Origin of the sequence: Kitasatospora phosalacinea (assembly GCF_030268885.1) — a bacterium.
Classification (GTDB): Bacteria; Actinomycetota; Actinomycetes; order Streptomycetales; family Streptomycetaceae; genus Kitasatospora; species Kitasatospora phosalacinea_C.
This window is the reverse complement of the sequence record NZ_BSSA01000019.1, coordinates 42,758-59,726: the sequence shown is the minus strand read 5'-3', so window position 1 is coordinate 59,726 and position 16,969 is coordinate 42,758. Positions and strand designations below refer to the sequence as shown.

Here is a 16,969-nt window from a genome sequence, read left to right as displayed (position 1 = left end):
GGCTCAGCCTTTCGAGAACATGCTCAGCATGCGGCGGGTGACGGCGAAGCCGCCGAAGACGTTCACGCTGGTCAGCAGGATCGCCACGAAGGACAGCACGGTGACCAGGGTGCTCTCGTGCCCGATCTGCAGCAGCGCGCCGATCACGACGATGCCGGAGATCGCGTTGGTCACCGACATCAGCGGCGTGTGCAGGGCGTGGTGGACCTTGCCGATCACGTAGTAGCCGATCACCACGGAGAGCGCGAACACCGTGAAGTTCTCCGCCAGTTGGGCCGGGGCGAAGGCGACCAGCAGGAACAGCGCGAGCATCCCGGCGCCGATCAGGCCGAACCGGACGGCGGGCGTCGCCCGCGGGGTCGCGGCGGCGGCCGGGGCGGCCGGGGGAGCGGCGGACGCGGCCGCGGCGGGCGCCGCGGAGACGGCGACCGGCGGGGGCGGCCAGGTGGTCTCCCCGTCCCGGACGACCGTCACGGCGCGCTGCACCACGTCCTCGAAGTCGATCGCCAACCGCCCGTCCTTGCCGGGCGTCAGCAGCTTCAGCAGGTTCACCAGGTTGGTGCCGAACAGCTGCGAGGCCTGCGCGGGCAGCCGGGACGCCAGGTCGGTGTAGCCGATCAGGGTCACCCCGTTCTCGGTGACCACCGTCCGGCCGGGCACCGTCCCGGCCACGTTGCCGCCCTGGGCGGCCGCCATGTCGACGACCACGCTGCCCGGCTTCATCGCCGCCACGTCCTCGGCGGTGAGCAGCTTCGGCGCGGGGCGGCCGGGGATCAGCGCGGTGGTGATCACGATGTCCACGTCCGCGGCCTGGGCCCGGTACAGCTCGGCGGCGGCCCGGTCGTAGTCCGCCGAGGTGGCCTTCGCGTACCCGTCGGTGCTCGCCTCCTGGGCGACCTCCACGGCCAGGTACTCGCCGCCCAACGACTTGACCTGGTCGGCCACTTCGGGCCGCGGGTCGGTGGCCCGGACGATCGCGCCCAGGCTGGAGGCGGCGCCGATCGCGGCCAGCCCGGCCACGCCCGCGCCCGCCACCAGCACCTTGGCGGGCGGGACCTTGCCCGCCGCGGTGACCTGCCCGGTGAAGAACCGGCCGAAGGCGTGCGCGGCCTCGATGACGGCCCGGTACCCGGCGATGTTGGCCATCGAACTGAGCACGTCCATCGACTGCGCCCGGGAGATCCGCGGCACCGCGTCCAACGACAGCGCCGTCACCCCGCGCTCCGCCAGCGCCGCCAGCAGCTCCGGGTGCTGCGCGGGCGCCAGCAGCCCCACCAGGACGGCGCCGGTGCGCAGCCGCTCCACCTCGGCGTCCGACGGCGCGTTCACCTTCAGCACCACGTCGGCCGCCCAGGCGTCCCCGACGGCGGCGCCCGCCGCCGCGTACGCCGCGTCGTCGAACCCGGAGGCCGCACCGGCGCCGGGTTCGACGACCACGTCGTAGCCGAGGGCCAGCAGGCCGCGCACGGTGGCCGGGGTCGCCGCGACCCGGGTCTCCCCGGGCGTGGACTCGGCGACCACGCCGACCCGTTGGGGCGGGCGGGCGGAGGAGTCGTATCCAGACATCGCTCGTTCTCTCTCGTCGGAGGAGGTGGTGCCGGACGTGTTCCGTGATCGAGGGGGAGTACTCCCCCTGGTCGCAGGAACCTAGACTCCCGACCCCTCCCGGCAGAACGGGGCGAACGGTGAAATGTGTCACCACAACTCCCACCGACCGGCCTACACCGGCGGGGCGTGACGCGGGTCAAGGGTGGTCTCCCGTAGGGATTCCGACCGACCGTGCCCTAGCATTGCGGTGCTCTCCGTCCTGGGGGAACGGACAGCCTCGCTGCCTGGGGGTGTGTTTCGGCGCGAATCCTCTTCGTCCACCATGGAGTCCTTGCCATGTCCCGTCTCCGGCGTCGGCTGGTCGACCTCGCGCTGTTCGCCGTCGTGCTGGCGCTGCTCGCGATGCTCGCCGGCATCTTCGAGATCGACGCGGGCAGGGTCTCGACGTCGGGGCACTACGTGTGGCAGGTGCAGGCGTGGCTGGACGGGAGGTTCGACCTCGGTCCGAGCCCCGGTCCGTGGGTGGTCGACGACAAGATCACCGTGAACGGCCACTACTACTCGATGTACCCGCCGTTCCCGGCCATGGTCATGCTGCCCTTCGTGTGGCTGCTGGGCGACGGCTTCAGCGACGTCTGGTTCACCTGGGCGGTGGCGGCGCTCGACGTGGTGCTGATGTTCCGCACCCTGGAGTTGATGCGCCATCGGCGGATCACCCGGCGCACCACGCTGGAGAACCTCGTCCTGGCCGCGGTCTTCGGCTTCGGCACGATCGTGCTGTGGCTCTCGCTGGGCGGCAAGGTCTGGTTCACCGGGCAGTTGATGAGCACCGCCCTGATCCTCCTGGTGCTGCACAGCACGATCTGCCGCCGCTGGTGGCCGGCCTGGCTGGGCGTCGGCCTGATCGCGCTGACCCGCACCACCGAGATGGTGGTGGGCGTCGTCCCGGCCCTGGTGTACCTCCGCGACCTGGGCGTGGGCCGCAGGGGCCCCGTCCGGTGGCCGTCCCCGCGTGAGGTGGCGGCCACCGTGGTCCCGCTCGCGGTCTGCGGCGCGGTCCTGCTGGCCCGCAACAAGCTGTACTTCGGCAGCATCACCAGCACCGGCTACGACATCCACTCCGCCAACGACGTGGTGGTCTTCCCGTACGGGCTGATGAACTGGCACTACATCTGGCCGAACTTCGTCATCGACTTCCTGCGCTTCCCCGACTTCTCCTACACCGGCGTCAACGACGCGCACCCGGTGGTGAACCTGCGGGCGGGCGGCATGGGCACCAGCATCTTCTTCAGCACCCCGCTGATGCTGCTGTTCCTGGTCTCCTCGCAGGGCAAGGCGGCCGACCGGTGGATGCGGACCGTGATGTGGGCGGGCACCGCCGCCCTGTTCCTGCCCGTCATCATGTTCCAGGCGGCCGGCTACGACCAGGTCGGTGCCCGCTACCTGCTCCCGATCTACCCCACCCTGTTCCTGCTGCTGGCGATGCGCGCCGACCGGATCGGCCCCCGCTGGGTGGTGCTCGCCGGGCTCGGGGTCTTCAGCAACGTCCTGCTGGCGAGGGACTTCTGGCTCGCGCCCCCGGACAGCAGGTTCGCCTGGACCACCGCCGCGATCGTCGCGGCCGTCTGCGCCCTGACCTGCTGGCTGCTCGCCGGCGAGGCGGAGCCGGACCGGGACCACCGGGTCGACGGCACCGCGTCCGCGGTTGACGGCGGGGGGTCGCCCGGTGGCCGGGAGGCAACCGTCCCGTGACCGTTCCGTTCCGTTCCGGCGGTCCCCGGGAACCGCCGTCCGGCGGGCGGACGACCGCGAACTGGGAGAAAAGGCCCGGGAGGTGAGTCCCGCTCCGCCGGGAACCGGACCACTGGCCGGACCCGTGTCAGAGGTTGGCTCGATCGTGCCCTACCATTGCGGTGCTCCGTCCTGAGAACGCGGACGGCCACGCCGCCTGGGGGTGTGTTTTCGGCGCGCGATTTCTCATAGTCCACCATGGAGCTTCTGTCATGATTCGTTTCCGGCGTCGGCTGGTCGACCTCGGGATCTTCGCCGTCGCGCTGGCGCTGCTCGCGATGTTCGCCGGCATCTTCAAGATCGACTCGGGCAAGATCTCGCTGGCGCCGCACTACGTGTGGCAGGTGCAGGCGTGGCTGGACGGCAGGTTCGACCTCGGTCCGAGCCCCGGTCCGTGGGTGGTCGACGACAAGATCACCGTGAACGGCCACTACTACTCGATGTACCCGCCGTTCCCGGCCATGGTCATGCTGCCCTTCGTGTGGCTGCTGGGCGACGGCTTCAGCGACGTCTGGTTCACCTGGGCGGTGGCGGCGCTCAACGTGGTGCTGGTGTTCCGCACCCTGGAGCTGATGCGCCATCGGCGGATCACCCGGCGCACCACGCTGGAGAACCTCGTCCTGGCCGCGGTCTTCGGCTTCGGCACGATCATGCTGTGGCTCTCGCTCGCCGGGATGGTCTGGTTCACCGGGCAGTTGATGAGCACCACCCTGATCCTCCTGGTGCTGCACAGCACGATCTGCCGCCGCTGGTGGCCGGCCTGGCTGGGCGTCGGCCTGATCGCGCTGACCCGCACCACCGAGATGGTGGTGGGCGTCGTCCCGGCCCTGGTGTACCTCCGCGACCTGGGCGTGGGCCGCAGGACCGCCGGGCGGTGGAACTTCCGCCCGGCCCGGTGGCCGTCCCTGCGCGAGGTCGCGGCCACCGTGGTCCCGCTCGCGGTCTGCGGCGCGGTCCTGCTGGCCCGCAACAAGCTGTACTTCGGCAGCATCACCAGCACCGGCTACGACATCCACTCCGCCAACGACGTGGTGGTCTTCCCGTACGGGCTGATGAACTGGCACTACATCTGGCCGAACTTCGTCATCGACTTCCTGCGCTTCCCCGACTTCTCCTACACCGGCGTCAACGACGCGCACCCGGTGATGGACCTGCGGGCGGGCGGCATGGGCACCAGCATCTTCTTCAGCACCCCGCTGATGCTGCTGTTCCTGGTCTCCTCGCAGGGCAAGGCGGCCGACCGCTGGATGCGGACCGTGATGTGGGCGGGCACCGCCGCCCTGTTCCTGCCCGTCATCATGTTCCAGGCGGCCGGCTACGACCAGGTCGGCGCCCGCTACCTGCTCCCGATCTACCCCACCCTGTTCCTGCTGCTGGCGATGCGCGCCGACCGGATCGGCCCCCGCTGGCTGGTGCTCGCCGGGCTCGGGATCTTCAGCAACATCCTGCTGGCGAAGGCCTTCTGGGCCGGACCGCCGAGCAGCCAGTTCGCCTGGACCAGCGGAAGCATCGTCGCGGCCGTGGGCGTGCTGACCCACTGGCTGCTGGCCAGGGAGCACCGCGCCCGACCCGGCACCGACGCGCAGGCGCCGGCCCCGGACGACGGCGGCACGGCGCACCGCGACCACCCCTCCACCGCGGCGGAAGCGGTCGCGGCCTCCTGACCCGCCCTCCCGACCCGCCGCCACGGCCCACCGGACCCACCCCCGTACGACCCCGCAGCTCCACCCGTACGACCACTGCACCGCTCAACAGACAGACGGTCTTCCCGTGAAGACCATGAACCGAGGATCTGGCCAGACATGGAATCCAGCAACACGCCGGCCGAGCCGAAGCCGGAAACGGTCGTCATCGGCGCCGGCCCGGCCGGCCTGACCGCCGCGTACGACCTGACCAAGCACGGCTTCCCGGCCCGGGTCTTCGAGGCGGACAACGTCGTCGGCGGCATATCCCAGACCGCGGAGCGCGACGGTTGGCGCTTCGACATCGGCGGCCACCGCTTCTTCACCAAGGTCGCCGCCGTCGAGGCCCTCTGGCACGAGATCCTCCCCGACGAGGACTTCCTGCTGCGCCCGCGGATGAGCCGCATCTTCTACCGCGGCAAGCTCTTCGACTACCCGCTGAAGGCGGGCAACGCGCTCAAGGGCCTGGGCGTCCTCGAGGCCGCGCGCTGCATCGGCTCGTACTTCTGGGCCCGGGTGCGCCCGCCGAAGGACCAGTCGCACTTCGAGGGCTGGGTCACCGCCCGCTTCGGCCGCCGACTGTTCTCGATCTTCTTCAAGACCTACACCGAGAAGGTGTGGGGCATGAAGACCACCGAACTCCAGGCGGACTGGGCCGCGCAGCGGATCAAGAACCTGTCGCTGATGGCCGCGATCAAGAACGCGGTGCTGCCGAGCCGGAACCAGAAGGACATCACGTCCCTCATCGAGGAGTTCCAGTACCCGAAGTACGGCCCGGGCATGATGTGGGAGACCGCGACCGACAAGGTCCGCGCCCAGGGCGGCACGGTCGAGATGAACACCCGCGTCGAGAAGGTCTACTGGGAGCAGGGCAAGGGCGCGGTCTCCGTCGCCGTGGCCGGCCCCGACGGCGAGGTCTCGCAGGTCCCGGCCGAGCACGTGGTGTCCTCCACCCCGATCTCGCACCTGGTCCGGATCATGGAGCCGGCCGCGCCGGCCGAGGTGATCGAGGCCGCGAACAACCTGCGCTACCGCGACTTCCTCACCGTCGCCCTGGTCGTCCCGGAGAAGGACGGCTTCCCGGACAACTGGATCTACATCCACAGCCCGGGCGTCAAGGTCGGCCGCATCCAGAACTTCGGCTCCTGGTCGCCGTACCTGGTCAAGGAAGGCCGCACCTGCCTCGGCCTGGAGTACTTCGTCAACGAGGGCGACGAGCTCTGGAACATGACCGACGAGGAGCTGGTGAAGCTCGGCACCGCCGAGCTGGAGCAGCTGGGCCTGACCAAGCCGGGCAGCGTCGAGGTCGGCTACGCGGTGCGCATCCACAAGGCGTACCCGATCTACGACGACCGCTACCAGGCCTCCCTGGACGTCATCCGGGCCTGGCTGGCCGAGGCCGTGCCGAACGTGCACCCGATCGGGCGCAACGGCATGCACCGGTACAACAACCAGGACCACTCGATGATGACCGCGCTGCTGACCGCGGAGAACATCCGCACCGGCTCCACCCACGACGTGTGGGAGGTCAACGTCGAGGAGGAGTACCACGAGGAGGGCGGCGACTCCAAGCGCTCCACCCCGGCGGGCACCGGCCGCGACGCGCCGTTCATGCCGCGCCAGGACGCGGGCGAGCGCACCTCCGCCTGAACCCGGCGGTGAACCGGTAGGCAGGCAGTGACGGGCGGGTGGCGCCGGGGGAGACCCCGGGGCCACCCGCCCGTCGTGCTGCCCGGACCTGACCGGCCGTCAGTCCCCCCTGCCACGCTCTCCCCATGACCGATTCCGTTGCGCAGCGCACCGACTGGCACACCACCCACCTCGGCAGCCAGCCCATCCCCGTCCACTGCGGCCGCCTCGCCTACGACATCGACCTCGGCGAGTGGGAGTGCGCCTGGTGCGACGACCGCGTCCACGTCCGCGACGTCCCCGGCTGGCCGCACCCCGCCAGGGCCCCGCGCTGACCCCGGGGGGCCGGGAACGAACTCCCGCCGGACAACGGGCTGCGCAAGCGGACGGAGCCCTTCTGCCGGTAACGCGGCAGTAACGCCCGCTGCCTGGGGTCCGGGACGAGTGCTGCGGGGCGCGGCAGGAGGAGCCGTCGTCCCCGGCGGTGCCGCTCATCCTCGGGCGCACCGGCCGCGGACCCACCGGTCCCCCCGGCCGGTGCGTCCGTCGAGCAGCCCGATCGGCGCTGCGGAGCGGGTCACAGCACCCGGCGCATCCAGCCGTGGGTGTCGGGGACGCGGCCGAACTGGATGTCCAGCAGGTGTTCGCGCAGGGCCAGGGTGTGCTTGCCGGGCTGGCCGTCGCCGACCGTGAAGGAGTGTTCGGGGCTCTTGAGGGCGACGATCGGGGTGACGACCGCGGCCGTCCCGGCGGCGAAGACCTCGGTGATCGTGCCGTCGGCGGCGCCCGTGCGCAGCTCCTCGAAGGTGACCGGACGCTCGACCGGGGTCAGTCCGAACTTCCCGGCCAGGGTCAGCACGGTGTCGCGGGTGACGCCCTCCAGGATGGTGCCGAGGCCGGGGGTGAGCAGTTCGCCGGAGGAGGTGACCAGGCACAGGTTCATCGTGCCGGACTCCTCCAGGCGGCCCTCGCCGCCCGTCCGGTCCAGGTAGAGCACCTGGTCGCAGCCGTGCTCCCTGGCCTCCAGCTGCGCGGCCAGGCTCGCCGCGTAGTTGCCGCCGCACTTGGCGTCGCCGGTGCCGCCGGGCGCCGCCCGGGTGTAGGTGCTGCTGACCCACAGGGTGACCCCGGCGACGCCGGAGGCGAAGTAGGGGCCGGCCGGGCTGGCGATCACCGAGAAGACGCACCGTTCGGCGGGGCGCACCCCGAGGAAGGCCTCGGCGGCGAACATGAACGGGCGCAGGTACAGGCTCTCCTCGGTGGTCGGCACCGGCACCCACGCCTCGTCCGCCCGGACCAGCGCCTCGACGCCGGCCAGGAAGTCCGCCTCGTCCAGGACGGGCAGCGCCAGCCGGGCGGCGGAGCGCTGGAAGCGGCGGGCGTTGGCCTCCGGGCGGAACAGCCAGACGCTGCCGTCCGCGTGCCGGTACGCCTTCAGGCCCTCGAAGATCTCCTGGGCGTAGTGCAGCACGGCGGCGCTGGGGTGCAGCGAGAACGGCTCCAGCGCCCCGACCCGGGCCCCGTGCCAGCCCGCCTCGGGGGTCCACACCGCCGACGCCATGTGGTCGGTGAAGTACCGGCCGAACGCCGGGGCGGCCAGGATCGCCGCCCGCTCGGCCTCCGGGGCGGGGTGGGCACTGGGCTGCAGGGCAAAGTCGAGACTCACGGTCAACTCCTTCGGGTCAGCGCGAGCCGGGCGCCCATCCGGAGGCAGCCACCGCTCACCGGCGCTGCGGACATGCTAACGCCGCGTCAGCCGGGCCGGGCAGGAGCGGGCAGGAGTGGGCCGGAGCAGGCCGGAGCAGACCGAAGGGTGGCCAACTCCGGTCACTGAAACAGGAGTTGACCACCCGAGGCGGCCGCGCGCGGAGGGTCAGTGCGCCACCGCGGGCTGCGGGGCGCGCTCGACGGCCTCGTCGCCCGCCTCCGCGGAGTAGTCGGCCCGGCTGGTCTCGTCGGTGCCCTCGGGCGCCTTCAGGGCCCGCAGCACCAGGGTCAGGACCACGGCGACGACCAGGTTCAGCGCGAACGCGGTCAGGCCGATGTAGCCGGTCTCGCCGATCCCGGGGATCACCTTGGTGTTGCCGCCGAAGTGCTTGGTGGCCTTGGAGGAGATGCCCCAGGCCGCCCACGTCCCGTAGACCATGCCCGCGGCCCAGCCCGCCAGCAGCGCCCAGCGGTGGAACCAGCGGGTGAACAGGCCCGCGACCAGGGCGACCGCGGTCTGCAGGATCCACAGCCCGCCCAGCAGCTGCATGTTGATCGCGGCCTGCTTGTCCATCGTCAGCACGAACACCAGCGCGCCGACCTTCACCAGCAGCGAGGCGATCTTGGCGACCTTGGTCTCCTCGGCGGCGGTGGCGTCCGGCTTCAGGAACTCCTTGTAGACGTTGCGGGTGAACAGGTTCGCCGCCGCGATCGACATGATCGCCGCCGGGACGAGCGCGCCGATCCCGATCGCCGCGAACGCGACGCCGGTGAACCAGGACGGGAACATGTCGGCGAACAGCTGCGGCACCGCCAGCTGGCTGTTGTAGCCCTTGGCGCCCTTGCTGACCCCGGCCGCGATCGCCATGAAGCCCAGCAGCGCCAGCAGGCCCAGCATCAGCGAGTACGCGGGCATGATCGCCATGTTGCGGCGCACCGTGTTGCGGGACTTGGAGGCCAGCACGCCGGTCACCGAGTGCGGGTACATGAACAGCGCCAGCGCCGAACCGAACGCCAGCGTCGCGTACGCCCACTGGCCGCTCGGCCCGACCACCAGCGAGCCGCTGGGCTTGCCGTCCGCGCCGGGGGTGGCGAACTTGTGCTGCGCGGCGTCGAAGATGTGGCCGTAGCCGCCCAGCCGCATCGGGATGTAGATCACCGCGACCGCGATCACGATGTAGATCAGCGCGTCCTTGACGAACGCGATCAGCGCCGGGGCCCGCAGCCCGGCCGAGTAGGTGTACGCGGCCAGCACGCCGAAGGCGATGAACAGCGGCAGGTCCTGGAGGAACCAGTTGCCGCTGCCGCCGACGCCCAGCACGTCCAGCACGGCCTGGATGCCGACCAGTTGCAGCGCGATGTACGGCATGGTGGCCAGGATGCCGGTCAGCGCCACCGCCACCGACAGGCCGCGCGAGCCGTACCGGCCGCGGATGAAGTCGGCCGGGGTCACGTAGCCGTGCACCCGGGAGACCGACCACAGCCGGGGCAGGAACAGGAACACCAGCGGGTACGCGATGATCGTGTACGGCACCGCGAAGAAGCCCATGGCGCCGCCCGCGTAGACGGCGGCGGGCACCGCGATGAAGGTGTACGCGGTGTACAGGTCGCCGCCGAGCAGGAACCAGGTGATCCAGGTGCCGAAGCTCCGGCCGCCCAGGCCCCACTCGTGCAGGTGCGCGGCGTCGTCGGCGCGGCGCCAGCGGGAGGCCAGGAAGCCCATCACCGTCACCAGCGCGAAGAACAGCAGGAAGACCGTCATCGCGGTCCAGTCGACGTGCTTCACGCCCGGCCCCCGTCCTTCGGGGCGGGCACGACGGGCGCGGCCGCGGTGGTGGGGGCGGGGGCGGCGGCGTCCCGGCGGGCCGCCTCGTCCCGCCGGATCAGCAGGTACGCGGCACTGGTGAACAGCGCCGACAGCAGCACCCACAGCAGCTGGTACCAGTAGAAGAACGGCATCCCGCCGAGCTTCGGGGTGACCTTGCTGTAGGACGGCACCCACATCATCACCACGATCGGCACCAGCAGGCACAGCCCGGCCAGCACCCGGGCGGCGGAGACCGCGGGCGGGGCGCCCGCGGTGGGGACGTGGGGGGACGAGGACGGCACGGGGCGGCTCCGGAGGATGACGAGGTGTCACCTCAGTGGCACCGCAACGCACGAGGCCGTGCGTCCGCCGAGCAGTGCCCTCGGTGATCGGGAGGACCCCGCGAGGTTAGGACAGGTGGGTGACCCCTGTCACTACCCTGTTCACCCAGCGGTCCCCGGACCTCCCGGCCGGGGACCGGCCGCCGCCGACCCCGGTCGACCGCCCGGGCGGGAGCGCGGTCGTGGGCATAATGACCGGCATGGGACGGACGGCGGTGCGGCCGGTGACGGCGTGGTGGGCGGCAGCGGGGGGCGGCCGGGGGAGCGCCCGGGGCGGACCGGTCGGCGGGGCGGTGCTGGGGCTGTTCGCGGTGCTCGCGGCCGTCGCCTCGTTCGCCGAGCTGGTCGCCGCCGAGGGCTCGCTGCCGCGGCTCGCCGCCGAGCGGGCCCAGCAGACGGCCGGTGGCGGCCTCCTGGGCGTCCAACTGCTGTTCCTGCTCGGCCTGTTCGGTGCGGCCACCGCACTGCCGCTGCTGTACCTGCGCCCCGCCGCGGCCGGACCGGCGGTCACCGCCGCCGTCCTCGGCACGCTCGGGGCCTTCCACACCGCCACCGCCGTCGGGATCGCCACCCTCCTGCTCGCCCAGTACCGGCTGGGCCGCACCGGCCGGACCCCGCTCGCGCTCGGACTCGCCCTGCCCTTCCCGGTGCTCGCGCTCGCCGCGGGCGCGGACGCCGGCACCGACCTGCGGGTCCGCCTCTGGCTGCTCGCCGCGCTCGCCCCCGTCGCCGCGGCGGCGGGCCTGCACCGTCGCTCCCGCGAGCAGCGCACCGCGCACGAGCGGACCCGCGCGCTCGCCCTCGGCGCCGTCGCGGAGAACGCCGCCCGGGCCGAACGGGCCAGGATCGCCCGGGAGCTGCACGACGTGGTGGCGCACCACGTGTCGATGATCGCGGTCCGGGCCGAGACCGCCCGGCTGGCCACCCCCGACCTGCCCGCGCAGGGCGCCGAACGGCTGCTGGAGATCGGCGACGCGGCCCGCGACGCGCTCGCCGAGATGCGGCGCCTGCTCGGCGTGCTGCGCGAGGACGACCGGGCCGAGCCCGCCCGCGCCCCGCAGCCGGGGCTGGCCGACCTGGGCGGGCTGCTGGCGCAGGCCCGCCGGGCGGCCGGGGGCGGCACCGTCCGCCTGGTGGTGCGCGGCACGCCCGCCCCGCTCGACCCCGGCACCGAGCTCGCCGCCTACCGGATCGTCCAGGAGGCGCTGACCAACGCCCGCCGCCACGCCCCCGGCGCCGCCGTCGAGGTCGAACTGCACCACACCGCCACCGCTCTGGAGCTGCGGGTGCGCGACCACGGCCCCGGCCCGGGCGGCGGACCGTCCGGCGGGCACGGCCTGACCGGCATGCGGGAGCGGGCCGCCGCGGTCGGCGGCACGCTGCGCACCGGCCCCGGCCCGGGCGGCGGCTACGCGGTCACGGCGCACCTGCCGCGCGGGCGGGCGCGGTGAACCCGGGGGCGGGGAGCGGGCCGTCCCGGCCGATCCGGATCGTGGTCGCCGACGACCACCCCGTGGTTCGCTCCGCGTTCGCCACCCTGCTGGACGCCCAGCCCGACTTCACGGTCGTCCGCACCGCGGGCGACGGCACCGAGGCCGTGCTGGCCTGCCGGGAGGAGCGGCCCGACCTCGTCCTGATGGACATCCGGATGCCCGGCACCGACGGCATCGAGGCGACCCGGCAGGTCACCGCCGAGGGCCCGAACCCGCCCCGGGTGCTCATCCTCACCACCTTCGACCTCGACGAGTACGTCTACGACGCGCTGCGCGCCGGGGCCAGCGGCTTCCTGCTCAAGGAGTCCACCGCCGAGCGGCTCTTCGAGGCGGTCCGGGTGGTGGCCGCGGGCGACGCCCTGCTCGCCCCCGGCGTGACCCGCCGGCTGATCGCCGAGTTCGCCGCCACCCCGCCGCGCACCGACCCCCGCACCGGCCCGGGGGCCGACCCGCGCACCGACCCGAGCCCGCACCCCGCCGCCGAGCGGCTGCGCACGCTCACCCCGCGCGAGACCGAGGTGCTGCTGCTGGTCGCCGAGGGCCTGTCCAACCCGGAGGTCGCCGCCCGCCTCACCGTCACCGAGGAGACGGTGAAGACCCACGTCAGCCGGATCCTGGCCAAACTCGGCCTGCGCGACCGCACCCAGGCCGTGGTGACGGCCTACGAGAGCGGGCTGGTGGTGCCCGGCGGCCGGGACCGGTAGCGGGGACGGCCCGGGCGGGCAGACTGGACGGGAGCGGACCGATGAGTTCGCCCGTCCCGGTCCGTCTGCACCTGGGACAGGACCACTCACCCCTCCCCGGGAGCACACCATGGGCGTCATCGACATCGAGCTGTTCACCACCCTCGACCTGGTCGGGCAGGCGCCCGGCGGCCCCGAGGAGGACCCGGCGGACGACTTCGCCTTCGGCGGCTGGCAGGCCCCGCTGATCGACGAGGTCTCCGGGGCGCAGGTCGACGCCGCGTACGAGGGCGCCGACGCGCTGCTGCTCGGGCGGCGGACGTACGACATCTTCGCCGCCTACTGGCCGAACGCCGGGGACAACCCCTTCGCCGAGCTGTTCAACCGCATCCCGAAGTACGTCGCCTCGCGCGGGAAGCCCGAGCTGACCTGGGCCGGGTCCGAGCTGCTCGGGCCGGACCTGGTCGCCGCGGTGCGGGAGGTGCGCGAGCGGCACCAGCGGGTCAAGGTGGTCGGCAGCCTGGACCTGGTGCAGACCCTGCTGCGGGAGAAGCTGTTCGACCGGCTCGACCTGTGGGTGCACCCGATCGTCCTCGGCACCGGCAAGAAGGTCTTCGCCGAGGGCGCCGTCCCCACCAGCCTCGCGCTGCTCGAACCGCCCGCCGCCGGCCCGCGCGGCACCGTCCTGCTGCGCTACGGCCTGGTCGAGGGCGTCCCGGCGACCGGCGACATGAGCGAGGTCCAGGGCTGAGGCCCCCGCGGGCGGGCGTCGTAGCTCCTGCGGGGGACGGCGCCCGTCCGCGGGATCGCTCCCGGCCGTGACGACCCGGCGGGGGTCGGATTCCTACGCTCGACCACCATGGACCCGACCACCGCCGAGCGGCACACCAGCGAGCAGCACCCCCCGGGACGGCCCGGCGCCGACCCGGCCGGGACGATCCGCGTCACCGGCCTGCGCAAGCGCTTCGGGGCGAACCCGGCCCTGGACGGCATGACCTTCACCGTCCGCCCCGGCCGGATCACCGGCTTCGTCGGCCCCAACGGCGCCGGGAAGTCCACCACCATGCGGGTGGTCCTCGGCCTCGACACCCCCGACGCGGGCACCGCCCTGGTCGGCGGCCGCCCCTACCGCAGCCTGCACCGCCCCTTCACCCACCTCGGCGCCCTGCTCGACGCGGGCGCCCTGCAACCCGGCCGCACCGCCCGCAACCACCTGCTGTGGCTGGCCCGTTCGCAGGGCATCGACGCCCGCCGGGTCGACCGGGTGCTGGCCGCGGCGGGCCTGCAGGAGGTGGCCGGGCGCAAGGCCGGGCAGTTCTCGCTCGGCATGCGCCAGCGGCTGGGCATCGCCGCGGCCCTGCTCGGCGACCCGCCCGCGCTGATGCTCGACGAGCCCTTCAACGGGCTCGACCCCGAGGGCTTCCGGTGGATCCGCGCCCTGCTCGCCGAGCAGGCCGCCCGCGGCCGGGCGGTCCTGGTCTCCAGCCACCTGATGGGCGAACTCCAGGACACCGCCGACCACCTGATCGTCGTCGGCCGCGGCCGGGTGATCGCCGACACCACCGTCGCCGCCCTGCTGGCCACCGCCTCGCACGGCCGGGTCACCCTGCGCACCGCCGCCCCCGACCGGGCGGTGCGGGCCCTGGCGGGCGGCGGCGCCACCGTCAGCACCACCGGCCCGGACACCGTCACCGTCCACGGCCTGGAGCCCGAGCGGATCGTCGCGCTGCTCGCCGCCGCGGGCGTCCCGTTCGCCGAGGTCTCCGCGCACCGCGCCTCGCTGGAGGAGGCGTACCTCGAACTGACCCGGGACGCCGTCCAGTACCACGGCGGAGGTGCCCGATGACCGGGCGACTCCGTTCCGCGGCGGGCGACTTCGGACGGATGCTGCGCGCCGAGTGGACCAAGCTGCGCACCGTCCCCGGCTGGGTCGCCACCGTGGCGGGCGCCCTGCTGGCGGTCCTCGCCGTCGGCCTGGTCGGCACCGCCGCGACCAACCCGAACCCCGGCCGCACCGAACTGCCGGTCGGCCCCGGCGGGCAGGCGGTCAACGACAGCTTCTCCTTCGTCCACCGCACCCTCTCCGGCGACGGCACCCTGACCGTCCCGGTGCTCGGCCTCACCAGCGTCAACGCCGATGGCCCGCAAGGGAGTTCGCCGGGCCCGGCGGCCGAGTGGGCGAAGGCCGGGATCATCGTCAAGGCCGGGCTCGACCAGGGCTCCCCGTACGCGGCGGTCACCGCCACCGGGTCCCACGGCGTCCGGTGGCAGTACGACTACACCCACGACGCGGCCGGCCGCCCCGGCCTCCCCACCGACACCGCCCCGCAGTGGCTGCGGCTGACCCGCACCGGCGACACCGTCACCGGCTACGACTCCGCCGACGGCGAGCACTGGACGCGGATCGGCACCGCCCGGCTCCCCGGCCTGCCCCGCACCGCGCAGGTCGGCCTGTTCGCCACCTCCCCGGAACGCGCCGAGGACACCGGCACCGGCACCGGCCTCACCCCCGCCGTCGCCACCGGCCGGTTCGGACCGGCGGTGCTCTCCGGCGGCTGGGCCCCACCGGCCGGCGACGGCCCGGACGGCGCGGGCGGATGGACCGGCAGCCTGGTCGGCGCCGACGCGGGCACCTCCGGCAGCTACCTGCCGGGCGTCCCGGGCGGGTACGCCCGGGAGGGTGCCGGGTTCACCGTCACCGGCGCGGGCGACATCGCCGCGGTGGTCGGCGGCCCCGCCCTGGCCGGGGGACGGACGGTGGAGAACTCCCTGGTCGGCACCTTCGCCGGGCTGGCCGCCCTGGCCGTGGTCGCCACCGGCTGCGCCACCGCCGAGTACCGGCGCGGCCTGATCGCCCTCACCCTCGCCGCGAGCCCCCGCCGCGGCCTGCTCCCGGTCGCCAAGGCGCTGCCGATCGCCGCCCTCGCCCTGCTGGTCGGCACGGCCGCCGCGGCGGTCGCCGTGCCGCTCGGCACCGCCTGGTCCACCGCGCACGGCTTCCCGGTGGCCGTCGTCCCCGGCGCCGTCGAACTGCGGGTGGTGCTCGGCACCGGCCTGCTGCTCGCGGCGTCCTGCGTGCTCGCCCTCGCGCTCGGCCTGCTGCTGCGGCGCGCCGCCCCGGCGATCGCCGCGACCGTCGGGGGCCTGGTGCTGCCCTACCTGCTGGCCACCTCCGGGGCGCTGCCCGTCGGGGCGTCCGAGTGGCTGCTGCGGGTCACCCCGGCGGCCGGGTTCGCGATCCAGCAGAGCCTGCCGCGCCTCCCGCAGGTGTTCACCCTCTACACGCCCGCCTCCGGCTACTACCCGCTCTCCCCGTGGGCCGGGCTCGCCGTCCTGACCGCCTGGGCGGCGGCGGCCCTGCTCGCCGCCGTCGTCCTGATCCGCCGGAGGGACGCGTGACGTCCTCCCCGTCCGACCGGCCCGTGCTGCGCCTCGCGCTGGCCGCGGAGTGGACCAAGTTCCGCACCGACGCCACCCAGGCCCGGCTGCTGCTCGGCCTGGTCCTGCTGACCGTCGCGGTCGGCGCGGCCACCGTCGCCACCACCACCTGCCCCGCCCCCGGCTGCGGCGTCGACGCGCCCCGCACCGCCCTGACCGGCGTCCTGGTCGGCCAGGTCGCGGCGGTCGTGCTGGGCGTGCTGACGGCCGGGAACGAGTACCACACCGGCATGATCCGGACGACGCTGGCCGCGGTGCCGCGCCGCTCCGCGGTGCTGGCCGCCAAGGCCCTGGTGCTGTCCGCCGCGGTCCTCGTCGCGGGGGCGCTCGCGGTGGCCGGTTCGCTGCTCGCCGCCCGGCTGCTGCTGCCCGGCAACGGGCCGACCCCCGCCCACGGCTACCCCGCGCTGTCCCTCGCCGACGGACCCACCCTGCGGGCCGCCGCCGGCTCGGTGCTCTACCTGCTGCTGGTCGCCCTGCTCGGCCTCGGCGCCGTCACCGCGACCCGCAGCTCCGCGGCCGCCACCGGCGCCGTCCTCGGCCTGCTGTTCGTGCTGCCCGCGCTGGCCGCGGTGGTCGCCGACCCCGACTGGCAGCGCCACCTCCGGCAGGTCGCCCCGATGCCCGCCGGGCTCGCCGTCCAGGCCACCCTCGACACCGCCCGCCTGCCGATCGGCCCCTGGGCGGGCCTGGGCGTCCTCGCCCTGTGGGCCGCCGCCGCCCTCGCCCTCGGCCGCACCGTCCTGCACGCCCGGGACGCCTGAGGGCACCGGGTCCGACCGACCGCGGCAGCGTTGCGGTGAGGTAACGCTGCCGCGGACTCCCCTTGACCGGATGTCGGCCCGATTGC

General features: G+C 73.8%; 14 protein-coding genes. 10 read left to right on the top strand and 4 right to left on the bottom strand.

The window, feature by feature from the left end; genetic code table 11:
- Positions 1-3: 3 nt before the first annotated feature.
- Positions 4-1,566 carry a Re/Si-specific NAD(P)(+) transhydrogenase subunit alpha gene (locus QSK52_RS24895; RefSeq protein ID WP_285738366.1) on the bottom strand — a complete coding sequence of 521 codons (1,563 nt, stop codon included), beginning with the start codon at positions 1,564-1,566 and terminating at the stop codon, positions 4-6.
- A gap of 318 nt (positions 1,567-1,884) precedes the next feature.
- Here QSK52_RS24895 and QSK52_RS24890 point away from each other — a divergent pair, with 318 nt between their 5' ends.
- The 4 genes from QSK52_RS24890 to QSK52_RS24875 all read left to right on the top strand — a co-directional run bounded on the left by QSK52_RS24890 (position 1,885) and on the right by QSK52_RS24875 (position 6,985).
- Complete coding sequence (locus QSK52_RS24890) at positions 1,885-3,300, top strand: hypothetical protein (RefSeq protein ID WP_285738365.1); 1,416 nt, start codon at positions 1,885-1,887, stop codon at positions 3,298-3,300.
- A 251-nt stretch (positions 3,301-3,551) separates the two neighbouring features.
- Positions 3,552-5,003, top strand: a complete 1,452-nt coding sequence (locus QSK52_RS24885) for a hypothetical protein (RefSeq protein WP_285738364.1) — start codon at positions 3,552-3,554, stop codon at positions 5,001-5,003.
- Positions 5,004-5,141: 138 nt separating this feature from the next.
- Positions 5,142-6,671: an NAD(P)/FAD-dependent oxidoreductase gene (locus QSK52_RS24880; RefSeq protein WP_285738363.1), complete on the top strand. Its 1,530-nt coding sequence runs from the start codon at positions 5,142-5,144 to the stop codon at positions 6,669-6,671.
- 125 nt (positions 6,672-6,796) lie between these two features.
- On the top strand, positions 6,797-6,985 hold the full coding sequence (locus QSK52_RS24875; protein WP_285738362.1) for a hypothetical protein: 189 nt from the start codon (positions 6,797-6,799) through the stop codon (positions 6,983-6,985).
- Positions 6,986-7,227: 242 nt separating this feature from the next.
- Here QSK52_RS24875 and QSK52_RS24870 read toward each other — a convergent pair whose 3' ends face one another.
- The 3 genes from QSK52_RS24870 to QSK52_RS24860 all read right to left on the bottom strand — a co-directional run bounded on the left by QSK52_RS24870 (position 7,228) and on the right by QSK52_RS24860 (position 10,466).
- Positions 7,228-8,316 (bottom strand): branched-chain amino acid aminotransferase, encoded by a 1,089-nt coding sequence (locus tag QSK52_RS24870; RefSeq protein ID WP_285738361.1) that lies wholly within the window; start codon positions 8,314-8,316, stop codon positions 7,228-7,230.
- Between the two features lie 207 nt (positions 8,317-8,523).
- Entirely contained in the window at positions 8,524-10,119 is a 1,596-nt protein-coding gene (mctP, locus tag QSK52_RS24865; RefSeq protein ID WP_435053356.1) for a monocarboxylate uptake permease MctP, read from the bottom strand.
- Between the two features lie 20 nt (positions 10,120-10,139).
- Entirely contained in the window at positions 10,140-10,466 is a 327-nt protein-coding gene (locus tag QSK52_RS24860; RefSeq protein ID WP_285738359.1) for a DUF3311 domain-containing protein, read from the bottom strand.
- Positions 10,467-10,705: 239 nt separating this feature from the next.
- On the opposite strand from QSK52_RS24860, the gene QSK52_RS24855 reads away from it, so the two are divergent.
- The 6 genes from QSK52_RS24855 (at position 10,706) to QSK52_RS24830 (ending at position 16,883) form a co-directional block, all read left to right on the top strand.
- Complete coding sequence (locus tag QSK52_RS24855; RefSeq protein ID WP_285738358.1) at positions 10,706-11,956, top strand: sensor histidine kinase; 1,251 nt, start codon at positions 10,706-10,708, stop codon at positions 11,954-11,956.
- Complete coding sequence (locus tag QSK52_RS24850; RefSeq protein ID WP_285738357.1) at positions 11,953-12,702, top strand: response regulator transcription factor; 750 nt, start codon at positions 11,953-11,955, stop codon at positions 12,700-12,702. Before QSK52_RS24855 ends, QSK52_RS24850 begins: the two co-directional genes overlap by 4 nt.
- Positions 12,703-12,811: 109 nt before the next feature.
- A complete protein-coding gene (locus QSK52_RS24845) occupies positions 12,812-13,432 on the top strand; it encodes a dihydrofolate reductase family protein (protein WP_285738356.1) in 621 nt (206 codons plus the stop codon).
- A gap of 240 nt (positions 13,433-13,672) precedes the next feature.
- On the top strand, positions 13,673-14,527 hold the full coding sequence (locus QSK52_RS24840) for an ATP-binding cassette domain-containing protein (RefSeq protein ID WP_285738443.1): 855 nt from the start codon (positions 13,673-13,675) through the stop codon (positions 14,525-14,527).
- The gene (locus QSK52_RS24835) at positions 14,524-16,080 is read left to right on the top strand and encodes a hypothetical protein (protein ID WP_285738355.1); all 1,557 of its coding nucleotides are present in this window, start codon (positions 14,524-14,526) and stop codon (positions 16,078-16,080) included. Before QSK52_RS24840 ends, QSK52_RS24835 begins: the two co-directional genes overlap by 4 nt.
- Entirely contained in the window at positions 16,077-16,883 is an 807-nt protein-coding gene (locus QSK52_RS24830) for an ABC transporter permease subunit (RefSeq protein WP_285738354.1), read from the top strand. Before QSK52_RS24835 ends, QSK52_RS24830 begins: the two co-directional genes overlap by 4 nt.
- Positions 16,884-16,969: the final 86 nt, after the last annotated feature.

Coding starts and splice junctions, on each gene's coding strand:
- QSK52_RS24845 (WP_285738356.1), top strand. CDS start 12,812: ATGGGCGTCATCGACATCGAGCTGTTCACCACCCTCGACCTGGTCGGG.
- mctP (WP_435053356.1), bottom strand. CDS start 10,119: ATGACGGTCTTCCTGCTGTTCTTCGCGCTGGTGACGGTGATGGGCTTC.
- QSK52_RS24895 (WP_285738366.1), bottom strand. CDS start 1,566: ATGTCTGGATACGACTCCTCCGCCCGCCCGCCCCAACGGGTCGGCGTG.
- QSK52_RS24855 (WP_285738358.1), top strand. CDS start 10,706: ATGGGACGGACGGCGGTGCGGCCGGTGACGGCGTGGTGGGCGGCAGCG.
- QSK52_RS24835 (WP_285738355.1), top strand. CDS start 14,524: ATGACCGGGCGACTCCGTTCCGCGGCGGGCGACTTCGGACGGATGCTG.
- QSK52_RS24880 (WP_285738363.1), top strand. CDS start 5,142: ATGGAATCCAGCAACACGCCGGCCGAGCCGAAGCCGGAAACGGTCGTC.
- QSK52_RS24875 (WP_285738362.1), top strand. CDS start 6,797: ATGACCGATTCCGTTGCGCAGCGCACCGACTGGCACACCACCCACCTC.
- QSK52_RS24840 (WP_285738443.1), top strand. CDS start 13,673: ATGACCTTCACCGTCCGCCCCGGCCGGATCACCGGCTTCGTCGGCCCC.
- QSK52_RS24885 (WP_285738364.1), top strand. CDS start 3,552: ATGATTCGTTTCCGGCGTCGGCTGGTCGACCTCGGGATCTTCGCCGTC.
- QSK52_RS24890 (WP_285738365.1), top strand. CDS start 1,885: ATGTCCCGTCTCCGGCGTCGGCTGGTCGACCTCGCGCTGTTCGCCGTC.